General features: G+C 61.7%; 20 protein-coding genes. 8 read left to right on the top strand and 12 right to left on the bottom strand.

Annotated features, from left to right (window positions below; genetic code table 11):
* Positions 1 to 13 precede the first annotated feature (13 nt).
* Positions 14 to 1,726 (top strand): putative bifunctional diguanylate cyclase/phosphodiesterase, encoded by a 1,713-nt coding sequence (locus tag GTP45_RS14740; RefSeq protein ID WP_161014620.1) that lies wholly within the window; start codon positions 14 to 16, stop codon positions 1,724 to 1,726.
* Here GTP45_RS14740 and GTP45_RS14735 read toward each other — a convergent pair.
* The gene (locus GTP45_RS14735) at positions 1,723 to 2,895 is read right to left on the bottom strand and encodes a DUF1501 domain-containing protein (protein ID WP_161014619.1); all 1,173 of its coding nucleotides are present in this window, start codon (positions 2,893 to 2,895) and stop codon (positions 1,723 to 1,725) included. The two genes, GTP45_RS14740 and GTP45_RS14735, sit on opposite strands and share 4 nt — an antisense overlap.
* Before the next feature lie 10 nt (positions 2,896 to 2,905).
* Positions 2,906 to 4,426: a DUF1800 domain-containing protein gene (locus GTP45_RS14730; protein WP_161014618.1), complete on the bottom strand. Its 1,521-nt coding sequence runs from the start codon at positions 4,424 to 4,426 to the stop codon at positions 2,906 to 2,908.
* 85 nt (positions 4,427 to 4,511) lie between these two features.
* Here GTP45_RS14730 and GTP45_RS14725 point away from each other — a divergent pair, with 85 nt between their 5' ends.
* Positions 4,512 to 5,114: a YdeI/OmpD-associated family protein gene (locus GTP45_RS14725; protein ID WP_161014617.1), complete on the top strand. Its 603-nt coding sequence runs from the start codon at positions 4,512 to 4,514 to the stop codon at positions 5,112 to 5,114.
* 125 nt (positions 5,115 to 5,239) lie between these two features.
* Here GTP45_RS14725 and GTP45_RS14720 read toward each other — a convergent pair whose 3' ends face one another.
* The 6 genes from GTP45_RS14720 to GTP45_RS14695 all read right to left on the bottom strand — a co-directional run bounded on the left by GTP45_RS14720 (position 5,240) and on the right by GTP45_RS14695 (position 9,687).
* Positions 5,240 to 5,527: a hypothetical protein gene (locus GTP45_RS14720; RefSeq protein ID WP_008447145.1), complete on the bottom strand. Its 288-nt coding sequence runs from the start codon at positions 5,525 to 5,527 to the stop codon at positions 5,240 to 5,242.
* A gap of 181 nt (positions 5,528 to 5,708) precedes the next feature.
* Entirely contained in the window at positions 5,709 to 6,389 is a 681-nt protein-coding gene (locus GTP45_RS14715; protein ID WP_161014616.1) for an ABC transporter ATP-binding protein, read from the bottom strand.
* 8 nt (positions 6,390 to 6,397) lie between these two features.
* Complete coding sequence (phnE, locus tag GTP45_RS14710; RefSeq protein WP_161014615.1) at positions 6,398 to 7,189, bottom strand: phosphonate ABC transporter, permease protein PhnE; 792 nt, start codon at positions 7,187 to 7,189, stop codon at positions 6,398 to 6,400.
* The gene (locus GTP45_RS14705; RefSeq protein ID WP_161014614.1) at positions 7,186 to 8,004 is read right to left on the bottom strand and encodes a PhnE/PtxC family ABC transporter permease; all 819 of its coding nucleotides are present in this window, start codon (positions 8,002 to 8,004) and stop codon (positions 7,186 to 7,188) included. The genes phnE and GTP45_RS14705 overlap by 4 nt, the downstream gene beginning before the upstream one ends.
* A complete protein-coding gene (locus tag GTP45_RS14700; RefSeq protein ID WP_161014613.1) occupies positions 8,004 to 8,822 on the bottom strand; it encodes a phosphonate ABC transporter ATP-binding protein in 819 nt (272 codons plus the stop codon). Before GTP45_RS14700 ends, GTP45_RS14705 begins: the two co-directional genes overlap by 1 nt.
* A 4-nt stretch (positions 8,823 to 8,826) precedes the next feature.
* Positions 8,827 to 9,687: a putative selenate ABC transporter substrate-binding protein gene (locus tag GTP45_RS14695; RefSeq protein WP_161014612.1), complete on the bottom strand. Its 861-nt coding sequence runs from the start codon at positions 9,685 to 9,687 to the stop codon at positions 8,827 to 8,829.
* Between the two features lie 109 nt (positions 9,688 to 9,796).
* Here GTP45_RS14695 and egtD point away from each other — a divergent pair, with 109 nt between their 5' ends.
* Both egtD and egtB read left to right on the top strand, forming a co-directional pair.
* Positions 9,797 to 10,732: an L-histidine N(alpha)-methyltransferase gene (egtD, locus tag GTP45_RS14690; protein ID WP_161014611.1), complete on the top strand. Its 936-nt coding sequence runs from the start codon at positions 9,797 to 9,799 to the stop codon at positions 10,730 to 10,732.
* 5 nt (positions 10,733 to 10,737) lie between these two features.
* The gene (egtB, locus tag GTP45_RS14685) at positions 10,738 to 11,919 is read left to right on the top strand and encodes an ergothioneine biosynthesis protein EgtB (protein ID WP_161014610.1); all 1,182 of its coding nucleotides are present in this window, start codon (positions 10,738 to 10,740) and stop codon (positions 11,917 to 11,919) included.
* A gap of 3 nt (positions 11,920 to 11,922) precedes the next feature.
* Here the strand turns inward: egtB and GTP45_RS14680 are convergent, their stop codons facing one another.
* The 4 genes from GTP45_RS14680 to selD form a co-directional block, all read right to left on the bottom strand.
* Positions 11,923 to 13,491, bottom strand: a complete 1,569-nt coding sequence (locus tag GTP45_RS14680) for a methyl-accepting chemotaxis protein (protein ID WP_161014609.1) — start codon at positions 13,489 to 13,491, stop codon at positions 11,923 to 11,925.
* Positions 13,492 to 13,613: 122 nt separating this feature from the next.
* The gene (gene leuA / locus GTP45_RS14675; RefSeq protein WP_161014608.1) at positions 13,614 to 15,302 is read right to left on the bottom strand and encodes a 2-isopropylmalate synthase; all 1,689 of its coding nucleotides are present in this window, start codon (positions 15,300 to 15,302) and stop codon (positions 13,614 to 13,616) included.
* Positions 15,303 to 15,686: 384 nt separating this feature from the next.
* The gene (locus GTP45_RS14670) at positions 15,687 to 16,223 is read right to left on the bottom strand and encodes a hypothetical protein (protein ID WP_161014607.1); all 537 of its coding nucleotides are present in this window, start codon (positions 16,221 to 16,223) and stop codon (positions 15,687 to 15,689) included.
* A gap of 7 nt (positions 16,224 to 16,230) precedes the next feature.
* Entirely contained in the window at positions 16,231 to 17,277 is a 1,047-nt protein-coding gene (selD, locus tag GTP45_RS14665; protein WP_161014606.1) for a selenide, water dikinase SelD, read from the bottom strand.
* A 31-nt stretch (positions 17,278 to 17,308) separates the two neighbouring features.
* Between selD and senA the strand changes: the two genes are divergently transcribed.
* The 4 genes from senA (at position 17,309) to GTP45_RS14645 (ending at position 22,951) form a co-directional block, all read left to right on the top strand.
* On the top strand, positions 17,309 to 18,511 hold the full coding sequence (gene senA / locus GTP45_RS14660; RefSeq protein ID WP_229258465.1) for a selenoneine synthase SenA: 1,203 nt from the start codon (positions 17,309 to 17,311) through the stop codon (positions 18,509 to 18,511).
* A 62-nt stretch (positions 18,512 to 18,573) separates the two neighbouring features.
* A complete protein-coding gene (locus GTP45_RS14655; RefSeq protein ID WP_161014605.1) occupies positions 18,574 to 19,854 on the top strand; it encodes a Xaa-Pro dipeptidase in 1,281 nt (426 codons plus the stop codon).
* A gap of 82 nt (positions 19,855 to 19,936) precedes the next feature.
* Positions 19,937 to 21,205 carry a hypothetical protein gene (locus tag GTP45_RS14650; protein ID WP_161014604.1) on the top strand — a complete coding sequence of 423 codons (1,269 nt, stop codon included), beginning with the start codon at positions 19,937 to 19,939 and terminating at the stop codon, positions 21,203 to 21,205.
* A gap of 99 nt (positions 21,206 to 21,304) precedes the next feature.
* Positions 21,305 to 22,951 (top strand): methyl-accepting chemotaxis protein, encoded by a 1,647-nt coding sequence (locus tag GTP45_RS14645; protein ID WP_161014896.1) that lies wholly within the window; start codon positions 21,305 to 21,307, stop codon positions 22,949 to 22,951.
* Positions 22,952 to 23,012 lie beyond the last annotated feature (61 nt).

Raw genomic sequence — 23,012 nt, 5'->3', positions numbered from 1 at the left:
GGAAGACCGCGCCATGACCCCGCACCTCACCACCGTTATTTCTCCCGGCCTGGCCCCGGATATCCTGCTGCGGCAGATTTACCTCAACGTGCGCGACTTCGCCATTTTCACCGCTGACACGCAAGGCATGGTCACCAGCTGGAATATCGGCGCGGAGCTGATCTTCGGCTATGCGCCGAATGAAATCATCGGCTTCAGCATGGCTCGCCTGTTCACCGCCGCCGACCAGGCCGAGGGCCAGCACTGGCACGAGATGGAGCAAGCCGAGCAGTGCGACCGTGCCGCTGATTACCGCTGGCATTTGCGCAAGGATCATTCGATGTTTTGGGCCGACGGTGTGATGACGCCGATTCAGGGCGATCATGGCCAGCCGATCGGCTATCTCAAAATTCTGCGCGACATCACCGAGCGCAAGCTGGCGCAGGATGAAATCCGCCGCCTTGCCACCATCGACGCCTTGACCGGGCTGGCCAACCGCGCGGCTTTTGACACGCGCCGCATGGAAATGGTGTCGCTGGCCGAGCGCACCGGCCAGTTGCTGCTGTTGCTGATGATCGACCTAGACCAGTTCAAGGAGGTCAACGACGTGCTGGGCCACCAGGCCGGCGATCAATTGCTGCAGCAGGTGGCGCAGCGCATCCGCGACATCAGCCGCGAGAGCGATTACATTGCGCGCCTGGGCGGCGATGAATTCGCGCTGCTGCATTTGTACGCGCCGTCGCCGACCAGCGGCGGCGTGCTGGCCGAAAAGCTGCTGGCCGCGCTAGTGCAGCCCTTCATGATCGACGGGCGCGAGGTGAAGATCAGCGCCAGTATCGGCATTGCCGTCTGTCCGGTGGATGCCACTTCGGCGGACAGCCTGTTGAAGAAGGCGGATCTGGCGCTGTACTACGCCAAGAATGCCGGCCGCAATCGCTACCACTACTACACGCAGGCGCTGGACGATGTGGCGCACCGCAAGAACGCGGATCACACCGAGTTGCGCCGTCTGCTATTGGGCCGGCGCTGCGATCTGGCCTATCAGCCGATATTGGATCAAGCCGGCCATACCATCTCCATGGAGGCGCTGCTGCGCCTACCCGGCTATCTGGGGCGGCAGCCGGTGGAGTATGCGATCGGGCTGGCCGGCGAAATGGGCGTGCTGCCGGAACTGGGCAACCTGGTGGTGCGGATTGCTTTCGCACAGTTGCGCCTTTGGCGCGATGCCGGGCTGACCGGCGTACGCATCTGCATCAATACCTGCGCCAAGGAGTTGCGGGATGCCGGCTATTTGCGCCAGCTGGATGCCGCGCTGGAAGAACATGGGCTGGACGCTGGCGATATCGAAATCGAACTCACCGAGCGCGACGCCATCGAGCTGGAACGCAACGGCAGCAAGGTGATTGAGCAGTTGCGCGCGCGCGGTTTCATGGTGTCGCTGGACGATTTCGGCACCGGCTATTCCTCGCTCAGTTACTTGCGCACGCTGCCGGTCAACACCATCAAGCTCGATAAGAGTTTTCTGCACGGGGTGCCGGTCAGCGACGACGCCAACGCCGTGGTCAAAATGGTGATCCGGCTAGCGCAGGATCTGCGGTTGAATGTGATTGCGGAAGGCGTGGAAAGCACGGAGCAGGCGGTGTTTCTAGGCGATGCCGGCTGCCACGCTTTCCAGGGTTATTTGTACACACCAGCGCTGGCAGCCAGCGAGGCCACCGCTTGGCTGCACGATCACGCCATGGCTTAAACCAGCGACAGGTCGCGTCCCGAGGTGCCGAAGATTTTTTCCACTTGCCCGGCGTTCAAGCCGTACATGCGCGACAGCAGGCCGCCGAACATGGCGCGGTACTCATTGAGCACCGGGTAGTCGCGGTTTTGGAACAGGGTGGGCTGCTCCAGGCGCACTTGCTCGCCGTGCACCTTGCCGCCATTGACGCCGCCGCCCAGCACCCAGTACACGCTGCCGTGGCCATGGTCGGTGCCGCGATTGCCGTTTTCGCGGAAGGTGCGGCCGAATTCACTGACCACGATCACCACCGTATCCTTCCAGTCCGGCCCCATCTCCTGCGCAAAGCCGGACAGGCCGCGCCCCAGTTCTTCCAGGCGGTTGGCAAGGTAGCCGGTGGCGTTGCCTTGGCCGACGTGGGTGTCCCAGCCGCCGACGTCAACGAAGCCGATGTTGTAGCGCTCCTTCATCACCTTGGCGATGCGGCGCGCCTCCAGTTCAAAGCCCTTGGCGGTGATGGCGTTGCGGTTGGCCGCATCCATTTCGCCGATCATGTCCTTCATCACGTCTTCGCGCACGGTGAAGCCGTCGCGCACCGGCTGCGCCAGCGCCGTACCTTCGTACATGGCGGCGATCATCCTGGCTTGACGTGCATCGACGGCTGGCTTGGCGACGTTGCGCAGCGCGGTGTTCGGTACTTGCAGCCCGCCTTGCATAATCAGCGGCAGCTGGTCGGTGAAGGAAATGGCGTTGGCGCGATCCGCGTTGAGCGTGGCTGCCAGGCGGTTGAGGAAGCCGGAGCGGTAGTCGCGCTTGCGATCCAGCGCTTGACCGAGTTCGATGCTGTCCTGCGTTTCGAAGTGGCTGCGCGACAGATCCTCGGTGCCGGCAAACGGTACGAAGGCCGCTTCGCCCGCAGTGAACAGCGGGTAGATGGTGTCGCGCAGGGCAGGGTGCAGGCCCCAGTCGCTATTGACCGGCAGCGCCGCTGTTTTCGGAATCGCGATATTCGGACGCACCGCGTAGTAGTACTCGCTGGAGATCGGTACCAGCAAGCTGGTGGCGTCGTAACCGCCGCGCATGAAGACGAACAGCAGGCGCGTTTTGCTGGCGGGTGCGGCCCATAGCTGGCCGGTCATGGCGGCTGCCGGCAGGGCGGCCAGCGATTTGATCAGGGTGCGGCGTTTCATCGGGCTTCTCCTAGCGATGCATCAGTTCCGGCGATGCGAGGAACAGCGTGTTCCACTCCTGCGGCGAGGTGGCTTGCTCCAGTGCTTGCAGCGTGGCCGGCGCCAGCGATTTTTGCAGCGACTGGTAGTACAGCGCGTTGGCCAATTGCGGGAAGGCCGGCTTTTCCTGCGGCTGCGCGCCTTCGCTCTTGAACAGGCCCGCCGCGCCGCCGCCGATGGCCTTGGCGATTTCAAAGCGCGTTGTCATTTGGCCGGGACTGGCCCAGCCGGATTCGGTGAGCGGGTAGCCGTCCGGCGTTTGGCGGCCGTACAGCGGTTCGGCCATGCGGTTCAGCCAATTCAGCATCGGGCCGGTGTTGAGGATGACTTTATCGTCGTAGGTCAGGCGCACGGCGGAGACCACGTAGTGCACCGGGTCTTTAAACTTGTGGCCCAGCGATTGCTTGAACTCCTGCGAGTTGAACATCTCGCGCAGCACGGCGGCGATGTCGCCATCGCTGGATTGGAAGCGCGCCGCCATGCGGTCTAACAATGCCTGCGGCGGTTCGTCGGCCACGAAGTAAATAGCCAGCTTGCGGCTGATGTAGCGCGCGGTGGCGGGATGGCGGCTCAGGCGATCCAGCGCTTCGTCCACTTCTTCCAGTCCGCGTCCCTTCACGGTTTTGCCGAGGAAGAGCTTGTCGGCGTAGTCGTGGCGGTTGGGATTGAATTCAAACAGGCCTTGCCGCACGTACTGGTCTTGCTTGTCGCGGCGGACATTGGGCGTCTTGTCACCAAGGTTGACGCCGACGCCGGTGAGAATGCGCGCCAATTGCTGCACGTCGTTCTGGCTGTAGCCGCCGTCTACGCCCAGCGTGTGCAGTTCCATGATTTCGCGCGCGTAGTTTTCGTTGATGCGGTTGGCGGCGTTTTGTTCGTTATCGAGATAGCGGATCATGGCCGGATGGCGCAGCGTGGCCGCCAGCAGGTCGCGGAATTTGCCCAGCGCACGCGGACGGATCGCTTGTTCTTCGTAGTCGCTCACCAGCAGGCGCAGATTCGCCTTGCCCAGGTGGACGTTGAAGTGGTTCATCCAGAACCACGTCATCTGCTCCTGCAGCTGATTCGGCGAATAGAGATTGCGCAGCAGCGAGCGCGTGGCCGCTTCTTTGGCGAGGCGATTCAGTTCCTGCTGGTAGGCGCGTTGCGCGGCTTTCTTGGCGTCGTCATCGACCATGGCCTTGTCGTAGTCGCGGCGCTGGTCTTCCAGTTCTTTCACCAGTTGCGGCAGCGGTTTTTGCGTGATGCTCATGGCGTCGATTTGCGCCTGCGCGGCTGCGGGCAGCACGGCCGGTGACGGACGCAATTGCTTCTCCAGCCACGCCTCGTAGCCGATCTTCTCGACTTGCTGGTAGGTGCTGAGATTAACGCCCCATGTCACGCGATTGAGCGCACTGCTCAAGGCCGCCGGATCGGCCGGCGGTGCGGAGACGGTGGTGGTGCCGGCGCAGCCGGCCAGCAGCAAAGCAAGCGGGAAGGTGAGCGTTCTCATGCTCGGGAGTATAGACCGTTGCTTGCAAAGTCACGTATGTGTTTCGTGTATGGTGCAACAAAATGTTACCGGGTATATTAATGGCATGCCTACATTAGATCCGCGCGTCGACGCCTACATCGCCAAGTCTGCCGATTTCGCGCAGCCCATACTAGAACACCTGCGCGCGGTGGTGCATGCCGCTTGTCCCGAGGTGGAAGAGACCATGAAGTGGAGCTTCCCGCACTTTATGTACAAGGGCATGATGTGCAGCATGGCGTCCTTCAAGGCGCATTGCGCGCTGAATTTCTGGAAGGCGGAGCTACTGATGGCCGCAGATGAAGTCAATCGTGAAGCCATGGGCCACTTCGGCCGCATCACCAGCATCAAGGATCTGCCGTCGAAAAAAGTGCTGTCCGCTTACATCAAGCAAGCCATGAAGCTCAATGATGATGGCGTGGCGGCGCCTGCACGTGTTAAATCCGCGACACCAAAGCCGCTGGACATTCCCGATGACCTCAACGCCGCGCTGGACGCCGTGCCGGCGGCGCGTAAACACTTTGATTCCTTCAGTCCGAGCAAGCAGCGCGACTACGCCGACTGGCTCAACGAGGCCAAGACCGACGCGACACGGACGCGCAGACGCGAACAAGCCGTCGAATGGATTGCCGAAGGTAAGTCTAGGAATTGGAAATACGAGAAATGCTAGGGTACTGCCTGGTTACTACAAGAGGATTAGCGTTCAGCGGGGTTTGGGCTGGTCGCTAAGGCGCTTCTTAAAGGGCGCCGGATACCGCATGCCGGCGCCTGGCATGGCACGATAAGCTAAGCTGATCAATGCATAGACGCGGTGGACAAATCTTTCAGCTCGCGAATGCTGATATCTGATTTTTCATGCATACGCAGCAGGATCGTCGCACCAACTGCCAACTTCCGGTGCCGGATCTTGCTGATAATCGGTGGCTGAACTTCCAGCACGCGACACAACTCTGCATCGTTCTTCAAGTTCATCTTTTCGATCAAAGTATCAAGAAGCTTGTTCGGGACAAAACTGGATGGCTCCAGCGCCCGCGCACGATTCATGGCTTCGATCAGTTCCAGCTTTTTTTGCCGTACGTTCATGGCTTGCTCCTCCTTTGCTCTAAACGTTAAAAAAAGTACGTTTCCCGGCAAGGCTAGCGCCCACACCTCTTCTGGTCCGAATGTGGTACGCGACTCAACATTCTTAATAACCATGCAAGTTAATTTCAATAATACTACGGTTAAAAAAAAAGTGCAGTATTTGACAAAAAAATTATGTTAGTCAATGCTTAAACGGGTTGACGATTGTTGTTTCTTGTAACTGGTTGTTAGATAAATGTAGGATTTTGTCTGTCTTTTTGGCAGCAAGTTGCGAATGTGTCACCATGATGGCACAGGCGCCGGTGGCCTTGATTTCGCGTTGCAGGAGGTCGAGGATGGCGTCCGCGGTATCTGGATCAAGATTACCAGTTGGTTCATCCGCCAGCACCAGGGCCGGGCGGTGCACCAGCGCGCGGGCGATGGCCACGCGTTGCATTTGCCCGCCGGAAAGTTGATGAGGGAAATCGTTGCCGCGCCCGCCGAGACCAACGGCTTCCAGCATCTCGTTGGCGCGTGTCGTGGACAAGCCGTTGAGCAGCAAGGGCAGGGCTATGTTTTGCAGCAAGGTTAAATGCGGCAGGACATGGAAAGCCTGAAAGATGAAGCCCATGCGCGCGCGCCGCAGCCTGGTGGCGGCGTCGTCATCGAGGCCGGACATCGGGATGCCGTCAATGATGATGGGCGATTCGCCCTGTGCCGCATCCGGCGTATCGAGGCCGGCGATCAAATTCAACAGCGTTGATTTGCCGACGCCTGAGTCACCCATGATGGAGACGAATTCGCCGGCCTTGAAGGTCCATGACAGCTGGTCCAGCACCGGACGGCCGCCGTAGGATTTGGTGAGGTTGCGAAGTTCGAGCATGGGTGGCTTTATCGTGTGAGCGCGCGGCGCATGGCAAAGCTGACGCCATCGACCAGGGCCACCAACAGCAGCATGGCGATGATGACGGTGGCGGCCAGCGGCATCTGGAATAAAGACAGGTGGTACTTGAGCATCTGGCCCAAGCCGCCCGCGCCCACCACGCCGAGAATCGCTGCGGCGCGGATGTTGTTCTCCCAGCGGTACAGGGTGTAGGACATCATTTGCGGCAGCGTTTGCGGCAGCGTGGCGTAGAAGAAGGCCGCCGTGGCGCTGGCGCCGTTGGTGCGCAGGCTTTGCTCCGGCAGCGGCGCGGCGTTTTCCAGCGAGTCGGCAAACAGGCGGCCCAGCACCCCGGCGGTGTGCGCGGCCAAGGCCAGCGTGCCGCCCAGCGGGCCCAGGCCGGCGGCGATCAGCATGATGGAGGCCCACACCAGTTCAGGAATCGAACGCAGTACGTTGAGCAGGCCGCGCATGGCGGCGCGCGGTGCGGCGCCGAAGCGTCCCGATGCCGGCAGCGAGAAGGCGAGGCCGAAGACCACGGCCAGCAGCGTGCCCAGGCCGGACATGGCCAGCGTTTCAATCGCAGCCCAGAAGGTCTTGGTGAGGAAGGGCAGGCCGGTTTCCGGTGGTGTGAAGCCGGCCAGCAGTTCCAGCGTGCTATTGATGGCGTCGACGGTAAAGAACTCGCGCCACTTCAATGGCAGCGTGGCGAAGCTGGCGATGATCAGTGCGGCCAGCAGCGCCATCAGGATGATGATGGTCCAGTCGTGACGCGGCGGCTTGGGCATATTCGGATTCATCCCAGCCTCCGGCGCAGCACCTTGGAGAATTGGTCAGCCAGTGCGACCAGCGCGACAAACACCAGCAGCATGGCAGCGACTTCGGAACCGGCCAGCATTTTCATCGATTCATCCATGCGCTGACCCAGGCCGCCCGCGCCGACAAAGCCCATCACCACCGAGCCGCGGATCGCGCATTCCCAGCGGTAGACGGTGTAGGACATCAGTTCCGACGCGGCTTCCGGCAGCACGCCGTATAGCAGCGCGGAGATGCGTCCGCTGCCGTTGGCCAGCAAGGTGTCGCCGGCGTGCGAGTCGGACGATTCGAGGATTTCAGCGTAGACCTTGCCCAGCATGCCGCAGTAGGTAAGGGCGATCGCCAGTACGCCTGCGGTCGGGCCGAGGCCGATGATGCGCACGAATAGCAGCGCCCACACCAGCTCCGGTACGGAGCGCAGCAGAACCAGCAGCCAGCGCACCGCCTGGCGCACCAGGCGCGCCGCGAGGCGCATGCGGCCGGTGCCCAGCGCGGAGATCGACAGTTTTTCGTTGATGACCAGCGTCGCCGGAATGGCGCCTAGCAGGGCGAGTGCGAGGCCCGCCGTGGCGATGGCGATGGTGTTCCAGGTTTCGCGCAGCAGCATTTCGAGGAACTCGGCGCTGTGGGCCGGCACCAGGAAGTCGGCGAGGAAGCGGCCGGTGGCGCCCAGGCTTTGCTCGTCCAGCAGGATCCACGGCTTGAATTCTGTGATGACCAGCGTCGGCCACAGGATGATCAGCGCGAGCGCGCAGGCCACCAGGCGGCCGCGCAGCGCCGGATCGCGGCGGTCAGTCATTACAAGCACGCGCCTACCCCTGGTTTGACGGCCATGGCGTCGTACGGCTGCGCTGCTTCGGCGGCGGGCTGCTCGCCTTGATACAGCGCGGCGATCATCTGTGGCGTCACTTGTTCGCGCGGCAGGTCGAATTCGATGCGGCCATCGCGCAGCGCGACGATGCGCGGGAAGTGGCTCAAGGCCAGCTCCACCTGGTGCAGGCTGCAAATCAGCGTGGCGTTGCGCGCCTTGGCTTCTTCGCGCAGCGTGGTGAGCGTGAGTTCGGACAGCGCCGGATCGAGCGCCGACAGCGGCTCATCCACCAGCAACGCCTTCGCTGGGGACAGCAGCAAGCGCGCAAGACCGCAGCGCTGGCGCTCACCGCCCGACAAGCGATCGACGCGCGAATACAGCTTATCGCCCAAATTAAAGCGTGACAGCGCCTGCCACGCCGCTTCCGGGTCGGCAGGCTTGAACAGCGACACCAGCGCGCGCCACGCGCTCCATTGCGGCAAGCGCGCGGCCAGCACCGCAGTTACCACGCGCTGGCGCGGCGGCAGCGGCGGCGTTTGCGGCGCGAGGAACAACTGCGCGCGCAAGCGGTGGCGCGCCGCTTCGCCCAGCGCCCATGGATCGGTATCAAAGGCCGTGAAGCTGCCTTCGGCCGGGCGATGGGACAGCGACAGCGTCGCCAGCAAGGTAGTCTTGCCGGCGCCGGAAGGGCCGATCAGGGCCAGTTGCTCGCCCGGTTCGATGCTCAGGTTAATCGCTTGCAGCGCAGGCGCTGACGGCGCGGTCAGGTGCCGCACTGTCAGGTTTTGCAGGTGGTACGTGGGCATTGAATTACTTCAGCAGGCCGGCGTTCTTGGCTGCGGCTTCGATGTTCTTGTAGTTGTCCGCCTTGGTCGGGATGAACTTGACGGTGCGCTGCAAGTCCATGATGGCTTTATCTTCAGGCTTGTTGATGTCCAGCGCGAGGAAGGCGTCGGTCAGTTTTTTCTTCAGGTCCGCGTTCATGTCGGTACGCACCGACCAGTTGTAATCGTAGTAGCCTGGCGTGGTGTAGAACACGCGCACCACGGCCGGATCGACCTTCTTGGCTTCCACCAGCTTTTCCCACACCGAGATATTCAGCGCGCCGGCATCGACCTTGCCGCCTGCAACGGCGGCCACGGTGGCGTCGTGCGCGCCGGAGAAGGCGATGCGTTTCAGGTCGGTGTCTGGATTGATCTTCGATTGCAGCAGGTAGTAGCGCGGCATCAGGTGGCCCGAGGTCGAGGACTCGGAACCGAAGCTCAGGGTTTTGCCCTTGAGGTCATTCAGGCTGTTGATCGACTTGCTGGTGGTGACGAACACCGAGCGGAATTTTTCATCCTCGGTACGCTGCACCAGCGGCGTGATCTGGCCCTTGCTGCGGTCATTCGCTTGCACGAAGGTGAAGCCGCCGAACCATACCATGTCGACCTTCTTGTTAATCAGCGCTTCCACCGAGGCCGCGTAATCGGTCACCGGGGTGAACTCGACCTTCATGCCGATCTTCTTCTCAAGGTACTCGCCCAGCGGCTTGAACTTGCGCTGCAATTCGGTCGGTGCTTCATCCGGGATGGCGGAGACACGGAATACGTGGTCGGCCGATTGTGCTTGCGACCAGGAAGCAGCCAGCATCAGGCCGGTGGCGAGGATGGATTTGAGGGAGATTTTCATTGTGATTGCCCTTGAGTGTGAAAAGCCGCACGGAACTTATAGTGCGGCGCTGCAAAATGGATATTCGGCTATCATAGCAAAAATACCCAAATTAAAGGCAGCGCATCCCATGCAAATGTCCCACGGCAGTGCGGCGGTTATCGCCGAAATTAGTGCTGGTCTGTTGGTTCCTGCCGCGCACATCTCGCCCAAGTTTCTGTATGACGGCCTCGGATCCAAGCTGTTTGAGGCGATCTGCGAGTTGCCCGAATATTATCCAACCCGTACCGAAGCGGCCATTTTTGCCGCGCACGGCGCCGATATGGCGCGGGCGCTTGGCGATGGCACGACCTTGATTGACCTTGGCGCGGGCAATTGCGCGAAGGCCGCCTCGCTGTTCCCGCTGCTGCAACCGGCGCAGTATGTGCCGGTCGATATTTCGCGCGACTTCCTGCTTGGCGCGGTGGCGCAGTTGCAGCAGCGCTTTCCGCACATCGAGATGACGGCGCTGGGTCTGGATTTTTCGCATGGCTTTCAGCTGCCGGACAGCGTACGCGCCGGGCGCCGCGTGTTCTTCTATCCCGGTTCTTCAATTGGCAACTTCTCGCCCGAGCAGGCGGTGGAGTTCCTGCGCAGCCTGCGCGCCAACGGCGGCGCCGACGGCGGTCTGCTGATCGGCGTGGATCTGATCAAGGATCAAGCCTTGCTGGATGCGGCTTACGACGATGCGCTGGGCGTGACCGGCGCGTTCAACCTGAATATCCTGCGCCACCTGAATCACTTGATCGGCTCGGACTTCGATGTCGGGCAATGGAAGCACATCGCTTACTTCGATTTTGAACATAGCCGCATCGAGATGCATGTGGAAGCCCGCACCGCGCTGACCGTGCACTGGCATGGCGGCGAGCGCCGTTTCGAACGCGGTGAACGGATACACACGGAAGATAGCTACAAGTACACGCGCCAATCCTTCGTCAACCTGCTGGAGCGCGCCGGCTTTGCCACATCGCGGGTGTGGACCGACGAGGATAACTGGTTTGCCGTCATCCACGCGCGGATGATGTGAGGATCATGGATTCCCTACACGCCCGCTACGCCGAGGTACGCCAGCACACGCTGGCGCTGGCCGCACCGCTGTCCGACGAAGACTGCGGCGCGCAGTCCATGCCGGATGCAAGCCCGATCAAATGGCACCTCGCGCATACCACCTGGTTCTTCGAGACTTTTATCCTTGAGCGCATGGAGCGCGGCTTTGCGCCGTTTCACCCGGCGTTTCGCATTCTGTTCAACTCCTACTACAACGGCATCGGCGAGAAGCATCCGCGTGCGCAGCGCGGCTTGCTGACGCGGCCCGCCATGTCCGAGGTGCGTGCTTATCGCGCCGATGTCGATGCACGCATCGGGCGCTTGCTGGCGAGCGAGCTCGATGCGGCGCGGCGCGGCGAGTTGGCAATGCTGCTCACACTGGGCATGCAGCACGAGCAGCAACATCAGGAACTGATGCTGACGGACGTAAAGCACCTGCTGGCGCAAAGCCTGCTGCGGCCTGCGTACAATGAGGCGCCGCTGCCTGCCGCCGCTGCTGCCGCGCCGCTGGAATGGCTGGCGTATCAGGGCGGCTTGACTGACATCGGTCATCATGGCGATGGCTTCAGCTTCGATAACGAGCTGCCGCGCCACAAGCAGTACGTGGCGCCGTTCGCGCTGGCGTCGCGGCTGGTGACCAACGGCGAGTATCTTGAGTTCATCAACGCCGGCGGCTACTTCAATGCGGCGCTATGGCTGGCCGAGGGCTGGGACTGGGTACGCGCGCAGAATTTGAAAGCGCCGATCTATTGGTTCCAGGACGAGCAGGGCGCATGGCAGGAATTCACGCTGCACGGATCGCAGCCGCTGGACTTGAACCGGCCGCTCACGCACATCTCGCTATTTGAAGCGGATGCTTACGCCAATTGGGTCGGTGCGCGTTTGCCGACCGAGTCGGAGTGGGAATACGCGGCGGTGGAATCGCCGCCCGCGCAGATGTTCGGCCACTGCTGGCAATGGACTAGCAGCAGTTACGCGCCATATCCCGGCTTTGCGGCAGCCGAGGGCGCGCTGGGGGAATACAACGGAAAGTTCATGCTGAACCAGTACGTGCTGCGCGGCTCATCGAGCGCCACGCCCGAAGGCCACGCGCGCGCCAGCTACCGCAACTTCTTCCCTGCGGGCGCGCGCTGGCAGTTCACCGGCATCCGCCTCGCGCGTCGCTAAGGCCTAGTGATTGAGTGCGAGCGCCGTGGTTCTAAGCCGGAACTGGCTGACCACCTGATTCAGTTCTCCGGCCTGATCCTGCATTGCGGCTGCCGCAGCGGCGGCTTCCTCCACCAGCGCGGCGTTCTGCTGGGTGACTTGATCCATCTGGCTGATGGCGATATTGATTTGTTCGATGCCGCTGGTTTGTTCGTGATTGGCCTGCGTGATTTCGCCAACGATTTCGGTCACGCGGCGTACGCTGTCCTGCACCTCGTTCATGGTGCTGCCGGCTAGATCGACCAGCTGCGCGCCGGCTGCCACCTTGTCGACCGATTCATCGATCAGCGTTTTGATTTCCTTGGCGGCGCTGGCGGCGCGTTGCGCCAGCGTGCGCACTTCCGTCGCCACTACGGCAAAGCCGCGTCCCTGTTCGCCGGCGCGTGCCGCTTCCACTGCCGCATTCAGCGCCAGAATATTCGTCTGAAACGCGATGCCGTCGATGACCGTGATGATATCGACGATCTTGCGCGACGATTCGTTGATGGCGTTCATGGTGTCGACCACCTGCGCCACCACCGCGCCGCCGCGCTGTGCTACCTCGGTCGCCGTTTGCGCCAGCTCGTTGGCTTGATGGGCATTGGCGGCGTTTTGTTTAACGGTGCTGGTGAGTTCCTCCATCGAGGCGGCGGTTTCTTCGAGCGAGCTGGCTTGCTGCTCGGTACGCGACGACAAATCCAAATTCCCGCTGGCGATTTCCGCCGACGCAGTGTTGATCGCACCGGTACCGCTGCGCACACGGCCGACGATGTGGGCGAGGTTGTCGTTCATCTGTCCCAGCGCTTGCAGCAACTGGCCCATCTCGTCGCGCTGCTTGCTGCTGATGTTGCGGGTGAGGTCTCCGGCAGCGACGGCGCGCGCCATTTGCAGCGCGGTGCCGATAGGATCGGTGATCGAGCGCGTGACGCGCCATGCAAACGCCAGCCCGAGGGCCAGCGCAACAACGCCGAGCCACGCCATCACCTGGCGCGCGGTCGAGATATTGTGTTTTACCAGCTCGCCGTTTTGGTTGACGGCGGCCTTCTGCATCTCGTTCAATTCGCGCACGCTGTCTTGCAGCTTGGCGAGTTTGGGCAGCATATCGCCGCGTAGCTGGGTGAGGGCGGCGTCGCGCTGGCCGTCGGCCAACTGCTTGCCTACTTGTGTAAAGGAGCCGACGTAGGCCTTGCGCTCATCGCGGATGCGGGCCAGCAGGGCCTTGCCGTCATCGGTGATGAGTAGCTTGTCGAGCGTCTCCAGCGCGGTGGTGATGGTCTTCTTATTGACCTCCATTTCGGCGCGGATTTGGTCGGTGCGCGCGGGCGTATCGGCGACGAACAGTTCCAGCGTGAGGGCCGAGTTGGCGCGGGTGGTGCTGCTGACCGTGGCCGCCGCTTCGGCTTTGACCCAGTCTTCATCGATGATGGTGCGATTGAGATTGCTGATGCTGCCGAGCCGTTGCAGGCCGATGGCGATCAACAGCGCCATCAACAACAGCACGGCGCCAAAAGCGAGGCCCAGCCGGGCGCCAATTTTAAGATTGGAGAAATTCATGCACCGGCTCCTCGTTAGCAAACGAAAAGCCAGTATAGCGTTGAATGCTGCGTTGCGGAAAAAGCTCTTGCAGCAGGTGTTGCGCGGACGGGACGCATGTCCCGTCCGTGGTAGTGGGACTATTAAGCTGCTACTTTGCCTTCGGCCGCTTCCACGCGGGCCAGTTGGCGATTCACTGCGCTCAGCACGGCCTTGAAGGAGGCGGTCAGGATGTTGCTGTCGGTGGCGGCGCCGAACAGGGTCGGGCCATTGGCCAGACGCAGTTCGACGTAGCACGCCGCCTTGGCGTTGGCGCCCGAGCCGATCGAGTGCTCGTGGTAGTCCATCAGTTTGATGTCCAGGCCCAGTGCATCAACGAAGGCGTCGATCGGGCCGTTGCCGCCGCCTTGCAGCGCCAGTGGCGCGCCGCGGTGGATCATGGCGATATCGATCTGCACCGGTTCATCGCTGCTGGTGTCTTCCACCATTTTGTGCGACTGGTAGGCGTACGGCGAGGTCTGCTCGAAGTACTCCTTGTTGAAGATGTCGTAGATGCCTTCGGAGGTGATTTCGAGACCGGTTTGATCGGCCACCGCTTGCACCGCGCGGCTGAATTCAATCTGCAGGCGGCGCGGCAGCACCAGGCCGAAGTCCTGTTCCAGCAAGTAGGCCATGCCGCCTTTGCCCGATTGACTGTTGACGCGGATGACGGCGTCGTAGCTGCGGCCCAGGTCTTGCGGATCGATCGGCAGGTAAGGAATCTCCCAGATTGCGCCGGCTTCCTGCTTGGCGAAGCCCTTCTTGATCGCGTCCTGGTGCGAACCGGAGAAGGCGGTGAATACCAGGTCGCCCACGTACGGGTGGCGCGGGTGCACCGGCAACTGGTTGCATTCTTCAACCACTTTGCGCACTTCGTCGATGTCGGAGAAGTCGAGGCCAGGGTTGACGCCTTGGGTGTAGAGGTTGAGCGCCAAGGTCACCAGGTCGACGTTGCCGGTGCGCTCGCCGTTACCGAACAAGCAGCCTTCCACGCGGTCGGCGCCGGCCATCACGGCCAGTTCGGCCGAGGCCACGGCGGTGCCGCGGTCGTTGTGCGGGTGAACCGAGATAATCAGCGAATCGCGGCGCGCCAGTTTGCGCGACATCCATTCGATTTGGTCGGCGTAGACGTTGGGCGTGCTGCATTCCACGGTCGACGGCAGGTTGATGATCATCTTCTTGCCTGGCGTCGGTTCGAAGATGGCGGTGACGGCGTCGCAGATATGCTTGGAGAAGTCCAGCTCCGTGGTGGAGAAGGATTCAGGGGTGTACTCGTAGCCCCAGTCGGTGTCCGGGTGCTGCTTGGTCAGTTCTTTTACCAGCTTGGCGCCGGTGGTGGCGATGTTGGTGATCTCCTCGCGCGACATGCCGAAGACGACTTTGCGGAATACCGGCGCCACCGAGTTATACAGGTGGACGATGGCGCGCTTGGCGCCGACGCAGGACTCCACGGTGCGGCGGATCAGTTCCTCGCGCGACTGGGTCAGTACGATGATGGTGACGTCGTCCGGGATGCGGTTCTCGTCAATCAGCTTGCGCACGAAGTCGAAGTCGGTCTGCGAGGCGGAAGGGAAGCCGACTTCGATTTCCTTGATGCCGATTTTGATCAGCAGGTCGAAGAAGCGGATTTTCTTCTCGATGCTCATCGGCTCGATCAGTGCCTGGTTACCATCGCGCAGGTCGGTGCTCATCCAGATAGGCGGCTTGCTGATGATGGCGTTCGGCCAGGTGCGATCGGTCAGTTGGACGGCTGGGAAGGCGCGGTATTTGCTCGCTGGGTTCTGCAACATCATGGTAGTGCTCCTGAATTCTGTATGTAGGGTGTGCTAAACGTTGGATGTGGCGAAGGGCTGCGGCGCGGCCACGGGACACTAGGCGCGGCAACCGATCGGTAGTTTTAGCAGTAGCGAAAAAGCTGGGAGCATCGGTACAACTTTCCTGATTTTTTGGGGGCAGGTGCGGCTTATGGCCGGCACTGAGGTACAACTGAGACGCGGATTAAACGCGTGCTAGTAGGCGCGCTGCTAGCGATAGGGCGCTGGCAGGCGATAGCAGGAAAGCGGATAGGTGCAGATGCGAGATCATTCCTAGAATGTAAGCGATCCCTTGGGCGTCCGTCAAGAGAATGTTTGGCATGACTGAAATGGCACTGTTGTTATTTTTATCTGTCGGCGTGCTTACCAGCGCATCATCGGCAGCGGGCTCCATGGGTGGGTGAGGAGGCGCTTGGCGGAGAGTTTGAGGAGCATGGCGTGGAAGCCGGCGTCGGGGAAGGCGGCGAAGACTTCGCGCCGTAGCGCGCGCGGGATGCCGTGGTTGATGACGCCAAAGGTGACGTCGGCCCAGTCGGCGCGGCGGAAGGCTTCTACTAATGGGCTGCCGTTGGTGGCGGTGATTTTGTGGTGCTCGTTGATCATGCCGGCGATGTCTGCGCTCCACGCTTGCTTGCCGTTGGCGTTTAACCACGCTTGCGCCTGCGCGTCGGATGGCGGCAGGTAGTCGAAGGTGTGCGCTGACCAGATGCCCAGGTCGTGGAAGGCTGCTGCCACTTGCATCTTCTGCAGCGCTTCATCGTCCGCATCCAGCTGCGCGGCGCAGAAATTGACTAAACGGTATGTATGGTTTCGATAGGCGTCGAAGTCCTTGCCCAGCAGGGCGGCGTGCTGGCCATGCAGGGTGTCCAGTAGCGGTAGCTGGGTAAGGATGTGCGCCATGTGCTGATTAGGCCACGTTCACGCGCGGCTCGCCATCTGCCATGCGGCCGATGACGGCGGCCGATTCAAAGCCTTCGCGGTGGAACAGGGCGAGGACTTCGTCAACGCTGCCGGCGTCGCAGGAGACCAGCAGACCGCCGGAAGTTTGCGGATCGGTCAGCAGCGAGTGCTGGGCGGGTGTGACCGAGGCGGCCAATTGCACGTCTTTGCCGTAGGCTTCCCAATTACGGCCCGAGGCGCCGGTGAAGTAGCCGTCGTGCGCCAGTTGTTCTACACCCGGCAGCAGCGGAATTTTTCTCATCTCCAGATGCGCCGACAGCTTGGCGCCGCGCGCCAGTTCCAGCAAGTGGCCCAGCAGGCCGAAGCCGGTAACGTCGGTCAGCGCGTGCACGCCAGGCAGCTCGGACAGCGCCTTGCCCGGCTTATTCAGCTTGGTGGTGTTGGCGATCATGGCCTTGTAACCGTCGTCATCGAGCGCGCCTTTTTTCAGCGCGGCCGACAGCACGCCCACGCCCAGCGGTTTGCCCAGCACCAGCACGTCGCCGGCCTTGGCGTCGGCATTGCGCTTCACTTTCGATGGATGGATGAGGCCCATCACCACCAGCCCGTAAATTGGCTCGACCGAATCAATGGTGTGGCCGCCCGCGATCGGAATGCCTGCTTCAGCGCAAATCGATTCGCCGCCCTTGATGATTTGGCCGATGGTTTCAATCGGCAGTTTGTTGATCGGCATGCCGACCAGGGCCAGCGCCATGATCGGCGTGCCGCCCATCGCGTACACGTCGGAGATGGCGTTGGTGGCGGCGATGCGGCCGAAGTCGAACGGATCGTCGACGATCGGCATGAAGAAATCGGTGGTGGCGATCAGCGCCTGCTCGTCGTTAAGTTTGTAGACGGCGGCGTCGTCGGAGGTCTCGATCCCGACCAGCAATTCCTTCGGCACCGGGAAGCCGCTGGAGTTTTTCAGAATCTCCGACAGCACGCCGGGCGCGATCTTGCAGCCGCAGCCGCCGCCGTGCGAGAAGGAGGTGAGTTTGATTGCTTCATTGCTCATGATGTGATTCCTGTTGTATTACAATCGACGCATGACTTCCAGCTCTTCTTCATTCAGGAACGCCACGTCGCAGCAGTTGGCGCAAGCCCTGCAGCATGCCAGGGATTATACGCTGTCGCTGTTCGAGTGTTTTGCCGCCGCCGGAATGGACGCCGCGGCGCGCGTGCCGCAGCTTCGCATGATTAATCCGCCGTTGTGGGAACTGGGCCGCATCGCGTGGTTCGCCGAGTGGTACATTTTGCGCGAAGCCGCGTCCAGCCATCCGGCCGACGCCAATGGCCACTGCCTGCTGACCAAGGGCGACGACTGGTTCGACGCCGAGCGCGTGCCGCACCGCGCGCGCTGGACGCTGGACTTGCCGAGTCCCGGCGGCGTCAAGACCTACTGCCACGAAGTGCTGGATCGCGTACTCGACAAACTGACGCGCGAAGCCAATACCGACGAAGCCCTGTACCCATATCGCCTGGCGCTGGCGCACGAGGACATGCTGGGCGAGGCGATGCTGCATACCCTGCAAGCTCTGGGCCTGCCATCGCCGCTGCCGCACGTCGGCGAGTCGCAAGGTGCGTTCGCGCCATCCGAAATCGGCTTCCCCGGCGGTACGCTGCAACTGGGCAGCAAGACCGGCGCCGGCTTCACATTTGATAATGAACGCGAGGCGCACGCTTTCCATGTGGCGTCATTTCGCATCGATAGTGGGCTGGTTACCAACGCCCAGTATGCAGATTTCGTCACCGACGGCGGTTACGACCAGCGCCAATTCTGGAGCGATGCCGGCGCCGCGTGGCTGATGCGCCAAGAGCGCTCCGCACCGCGCTACTGGCAGCGCGACGGCGGCCAATGGCGCACCATGCGCTTCGGGCGGCTGTCCACGCTGGCCGGCGGCGAGCCGGTACGGCATGTGAATCTGTACGAAGCGCAGGCCTACTGCGCATGGGCCGGACGCCGCTTGCCGACAGAAGCCGAGTGGGAATATGCCGCCTTGGCCGGCCACCCCGCATTCCGCTGGGGCCAGTTGTGGGAGTGGACAGCGTCTTCATTCGAACCATACCCCGGTTTCACGCCTGACCGCTACCGCGAATACTCGGCGCCCTGGTTCCACACGCACCAGGTTTTGCGCGGCGCTTCCTTCGCCACGCCGGCCCGTTTTGGCTCGGCGAAATTCCGCCATCTTCAACTACCTGAACGCGATGACCTCTTTGCAGGTTTCCGCACCTGCGCCTGGCCCGGATAGTTTCGCTTTTGGCGGGTGCTCTGCTATGCTTTTTGTTTTCATTCAAACCGAGAGCGCCCGTTATGAAACTGAAGCACCTCCTGATGTCCGCAGCGATTTTGGGCGCAGTCGCGCAAACCAGCGCCGCCGATCAAGTCACCGTGATCCGCGCCGGTAAGCTGGTCGATGTCGTCGCCGGCACCGTGCTGAAAGACCAAACCATCGTCATCACCGGCGAGCGCATTAGCGCCGTCGGCCCGAGCGCATCGACGCCTGCACCGGCCGGCGCGACAGTGATCGACCTGTCGGCGCAAACCGTGCTGCCAGGCCTGATCGACATGCACACCCACTTGACCGCCGATCCATACATGGGCGGCTACAACTCGCTGGGCGTGTCCGACACCCGCGCTGCGCTGTACGGCGTGCGCGCTGCACGCAAAACGCTGGAAGCCGGTTTCACCACCGTGCGCAACGTGGGCGCAGGCGGCTTTGGCGACGTGGCGCTGCGCGATGCGATCAACGACGGCGATTTCATCGGCCCGCGCATGCGCACCGCCGGTTACGCCATCGGCATCAAGGGCGGCCACTGCGACGAGAACCTGCTGCCGCCGGATGTGAACTTCACCGGCCGCGGCGTGGCCGACGGCCCATGGGAAGCACGCGCCAAGGTGCGCGAGATGGCCAAGTACGGCGCCGATGTGATCAAGATTTGCGCCTCGGGCGGCGTGCTGTCGAAAGGCGATGAGCCGGGCGCGCAGCAGTACACGCTGGAAGAGATGCAAGCCATCGTCAACGAAGCGCATAAGCTGGGCCGCAAGGTAGCAGCGCACGCGCACGGCACCAGCGCGATTCACGACGCGATTATCGCCGGCGTGGATTCGATCGAACACGCAAGCCTGATCGATGACGTCAACATCAAGCTGGCGAAGGAGAAGGGCACCTACCTGGTGATGGACATCTACAACGATGACTTTATCCTGCAGGAAGGCGAGAAGGCCGGCATGCTGGCTGAATCCATCGAAAAAGAAAAAGTCATCGGCCAACTGCAGCGCGATAACTTCCGCAAGGCTTTCCAGGGCGGCGCCAAGATGGCCTTCGGCAGCGACTCCGGCGTTTATCCTCACGGCGACAACGCCAAGCAGTTCTACTACATGACCAAGTACGGCATGACCTCGATGCAGGCCATTCAAGCGGCGACCATCAACGCGGCTGATTTGCTGGGTTGGAAAGACCGTGTGGGTTCGATCAGCGTTGGCAAGTTCGCCGACATCATCGCCGTGCAAGGCAACCCGGCCGACAACGCCACTGAACTGACCAAGGTGTCGTTCGTGATGAAGGGCGGCGCGGTCATCCGCCAGCAGTAAAGGTCTGACGGGTCATCACACTGGCTCGCAAGGCCATGCTGGCAGTATAGGGAGAAGTTGTTTTTCTTCTTATACTGGCCGCATGCGTGTTTTACTTCTCTTCGTCTTTGCGGTGCTGAGCGCTTGCGGTGGCGGTTCCGGCTCCTCCTCCGGGGCTGCCACTGCGGGTAGTTCAGGAGCCGGCTCCCCGACTGCCTCCACCATCTCCGTCACTGATCCCGTCACCGTTGGCTCGCTGGCGGCGATGATCGATGCGCTGGTGGTTGGCGACCAAATCGTGGTGCGCTCACGCTCCGATTCTTTTGTTACCGTCAACGGTCAGCCCAGGTATGCCGGTACGCGATTGAGCGTGCTGGATAAGCAGGGCAAGCTTCTCTCCACTACGGATTATGGATTCTCGCTGGCCGCAGGCTACACCGGCGAGTGGCTGATGATGCCGTCGCCCGGTGGCTTCATCATGGTGCAAGCCAGCACCGGCGCCAAGCTGCTGCACTTCGATGCGCAGGCCAAGCTGTCTGGCGGCGCCACCGATTTATATCCGCAAGTAGCAGCGACATCCACCACTGAATACGCGGCGGCCGAAAACGGCGGCGCGGTTGATGGCAATGGCTTCTGGCTCGCCACTACCTTCTCGCTGCTGCCGGTCACGGACAAGACGCAGTATGTGCTCAAGCTGTGCAAATTCGATTTCAACGGCAAGCAGCTTACGCCGCCGTTCTTGATCGCTACCTCGGCGCTGCATCCGCGCGTGGCCGCTGCCGGCGGCACGGTGCTGGCCGGCTGGATGGAAGGTGGCGGCGGCATGCTGGCCATGTGGGCCAAGGGCGCTGGTGCGCCTGTTATCCACTCCGTCAATACCGGCGGCTCGCAGCCGTACCCGATTGCCCTCAACGCCGATGGCAAAATGGGCGTGCTGTGGAACGGCAAAGCGACGACCACCAGCGCCGGCGGCGTTATGGGCGTGACTGTCGATAACAACGGCGCTTCGGTGCTGCCGGGCGGCCGCACCGATTTAACGCAAGAGACCTTGTCCGCCTCGTGGGCCGGGAATGTGCGCGTGTCCGAAATCGACGCGCATGCATTCAGCGGCGGTATCGCTATCGCGGGCAGTGTGGTCGGCTCGTTCAACACCGGCGATCCAATCGGCGATGTGCTGGTGCTGGCCGATTACGCCGTCGGCGCCGGGCCTTTGTCGACGCAGACGCAGAACGTAAAGCGCTTCGTTCTGCCCGGACGCGCCGCGCTGGGCCCAACCCCGATCTTCCGCCAGATGCTGTTTGCCGACCATGCGGTGCTGCTGATGGGCGACGACAATCGCCTGCAAACGATTACTGTTACCAGAAGTCGTTAATCGAATGTCATAATTGTGGTAAATCTGTCTAATTTTCGGTTTGTCATAGACAAAACTATGCGTTTCCGGCATCGTTCGTCCTTTGCCAACAGGACGATGATGGAAGCATTTAAAAAACTGAAAATTGGTACTCAGCTCGCGCTGAGTTTCGGCACCTTGACGGCGCTGATGCTGATCATGGCCACCTTCGCCATCGTGCGTATGAATTCGATTACCGATGCCTTTCACAACGAGCAAAGCCTGATGGCGGAGAAGCTGGAGCCGTTGTACGTGGCGCGTGAAGCGCTGGCCCAGACCGGGCTGGCGGCACGCAACGCCTACATTTTTAGCGACAGTGCGCAGGTAGCCAAGGAGTTGGTTCTGGTCGATGAGCAGAAGGCGATCTACCTGGCAGCGTTGGAGAAGATGACGCCTGCCTACAAGGGCGACGCCAATTTCGACAAGGTTCGTAGCGGGTTGCTGAAGATGGCCGATGAACTGAAGCGCGTGCGCAAGCTGCGCGAAGCCGGCGACATGGAAGCGATGGCGGCGTTTCTTGCCAATGAATGCTCGCCGCTGCGTCGCCAGATCGTGGCCGATATCGCCGTGGTGCTGAAGGCGGCGCAAGAGGAAACCCGCGCCGCCAGCGCCGGCGTCGATGCGCATGGGAACGACGCGTTCATGTGGATCGTGCTGCAAGCCGTGTTGTCGCTGGTGGTGAGCGTGGTGATTGCGTGGGTGAACACACAGCTGCTGCTCAAGCAGCTGGGCGGCGAGCCAGCTTACGCGACCGCTATCGCCAACAAGATCGCCGAGGGTGATCTGTCGGTAGCCGTGGCGGTGAAGGCCAATGATCAAACTAGCTTGCTGCACGCGATTGCCGCGATGCGCGACAACCTGTCCTCTATCGTTGGCCAGGTGCGCCAAGGGACGAACCACATTACGACGGCATCGTCGGAAATCGCTAGCGGTAACCGCGATCTGTCGCTGCGCACCGAGCACCAGTCGGAGTCGCTGGAGAAGGTCGCCACCGCGATGGAAGAACTGACCGGCACTGTGCGCCAGAATGCGCACAATGCGATGCAAGCAAATACGCTGGCGGTATCGGCGTCGGAAGTGTCGGAGCAGGGCGGCCAAGTGATGGAGCAGGTGACTGAGACCATGGCTTCGATTAACGAGTCGTCGAAGAAGATCGCCAACATCATTTCCGTGATTGATGGTATCGCCTTCCAGACCAATATTTTGGCTTTGAATGCAGCAGTGGAAGCGGCGCGCGCCGGTGAACAGGGCCGTGGTTTCGCGGTGGTAGCGACCGAGGTGCGCAATCTCGCGCAGCGCTCGGCCGCAGCAGCCAAGGAAATCAAGACGCTGATCGACGATTCGGTCGACAAGGTTGGCGCTGGTTCGGCGCAAGTGCACAAGGCCGCCGAGACCATGCACGATGTGGTGACCAGCGTGAAGCGCGTGACCGAGATCATGGGCGAAATCAGCGGCGCCAGCATGGAGCAGACGGCCGGCATTGAGCAGGTCAACAACGCCATCGGCGAAATGGACAGCATGACGCAGCAGAACACCGCGCTGGTCGAGCAAGCGTCGGCCGCCGCGCAGGAACTGCAAGATCAGGCTACCAGCCTTGCGCACGTGGTGGATGTGTTCAAGCTGGAGTCGCATACGGCTAGCGTGACCGGCCTGCGTGGCCGCACGCGCAAGCAGCCTGCCGCTGCGCCGCAATTGGACGAGGAAGTTCGCCGCATCGCCAACGGTTAGTCACCTCCAAATAAGCGCTTGCATGTAGCACGTTGCTCATTACATAATTGAAAAATAATTA

The sequence above is a fragment of the Duganella rivi genome (genome assembly GCF_009857435.1).
Classification (GTDB): domain Bacteria; phylum Pseudomonadota; class Gammaproteobacteria; order Burkholderiales; family Burkholderiaceae_D; genus Rugamonas; species Rugamonas rivi.
This window is presented reverse-complemented; position numbering and strand designations above follow the sequence as displayed.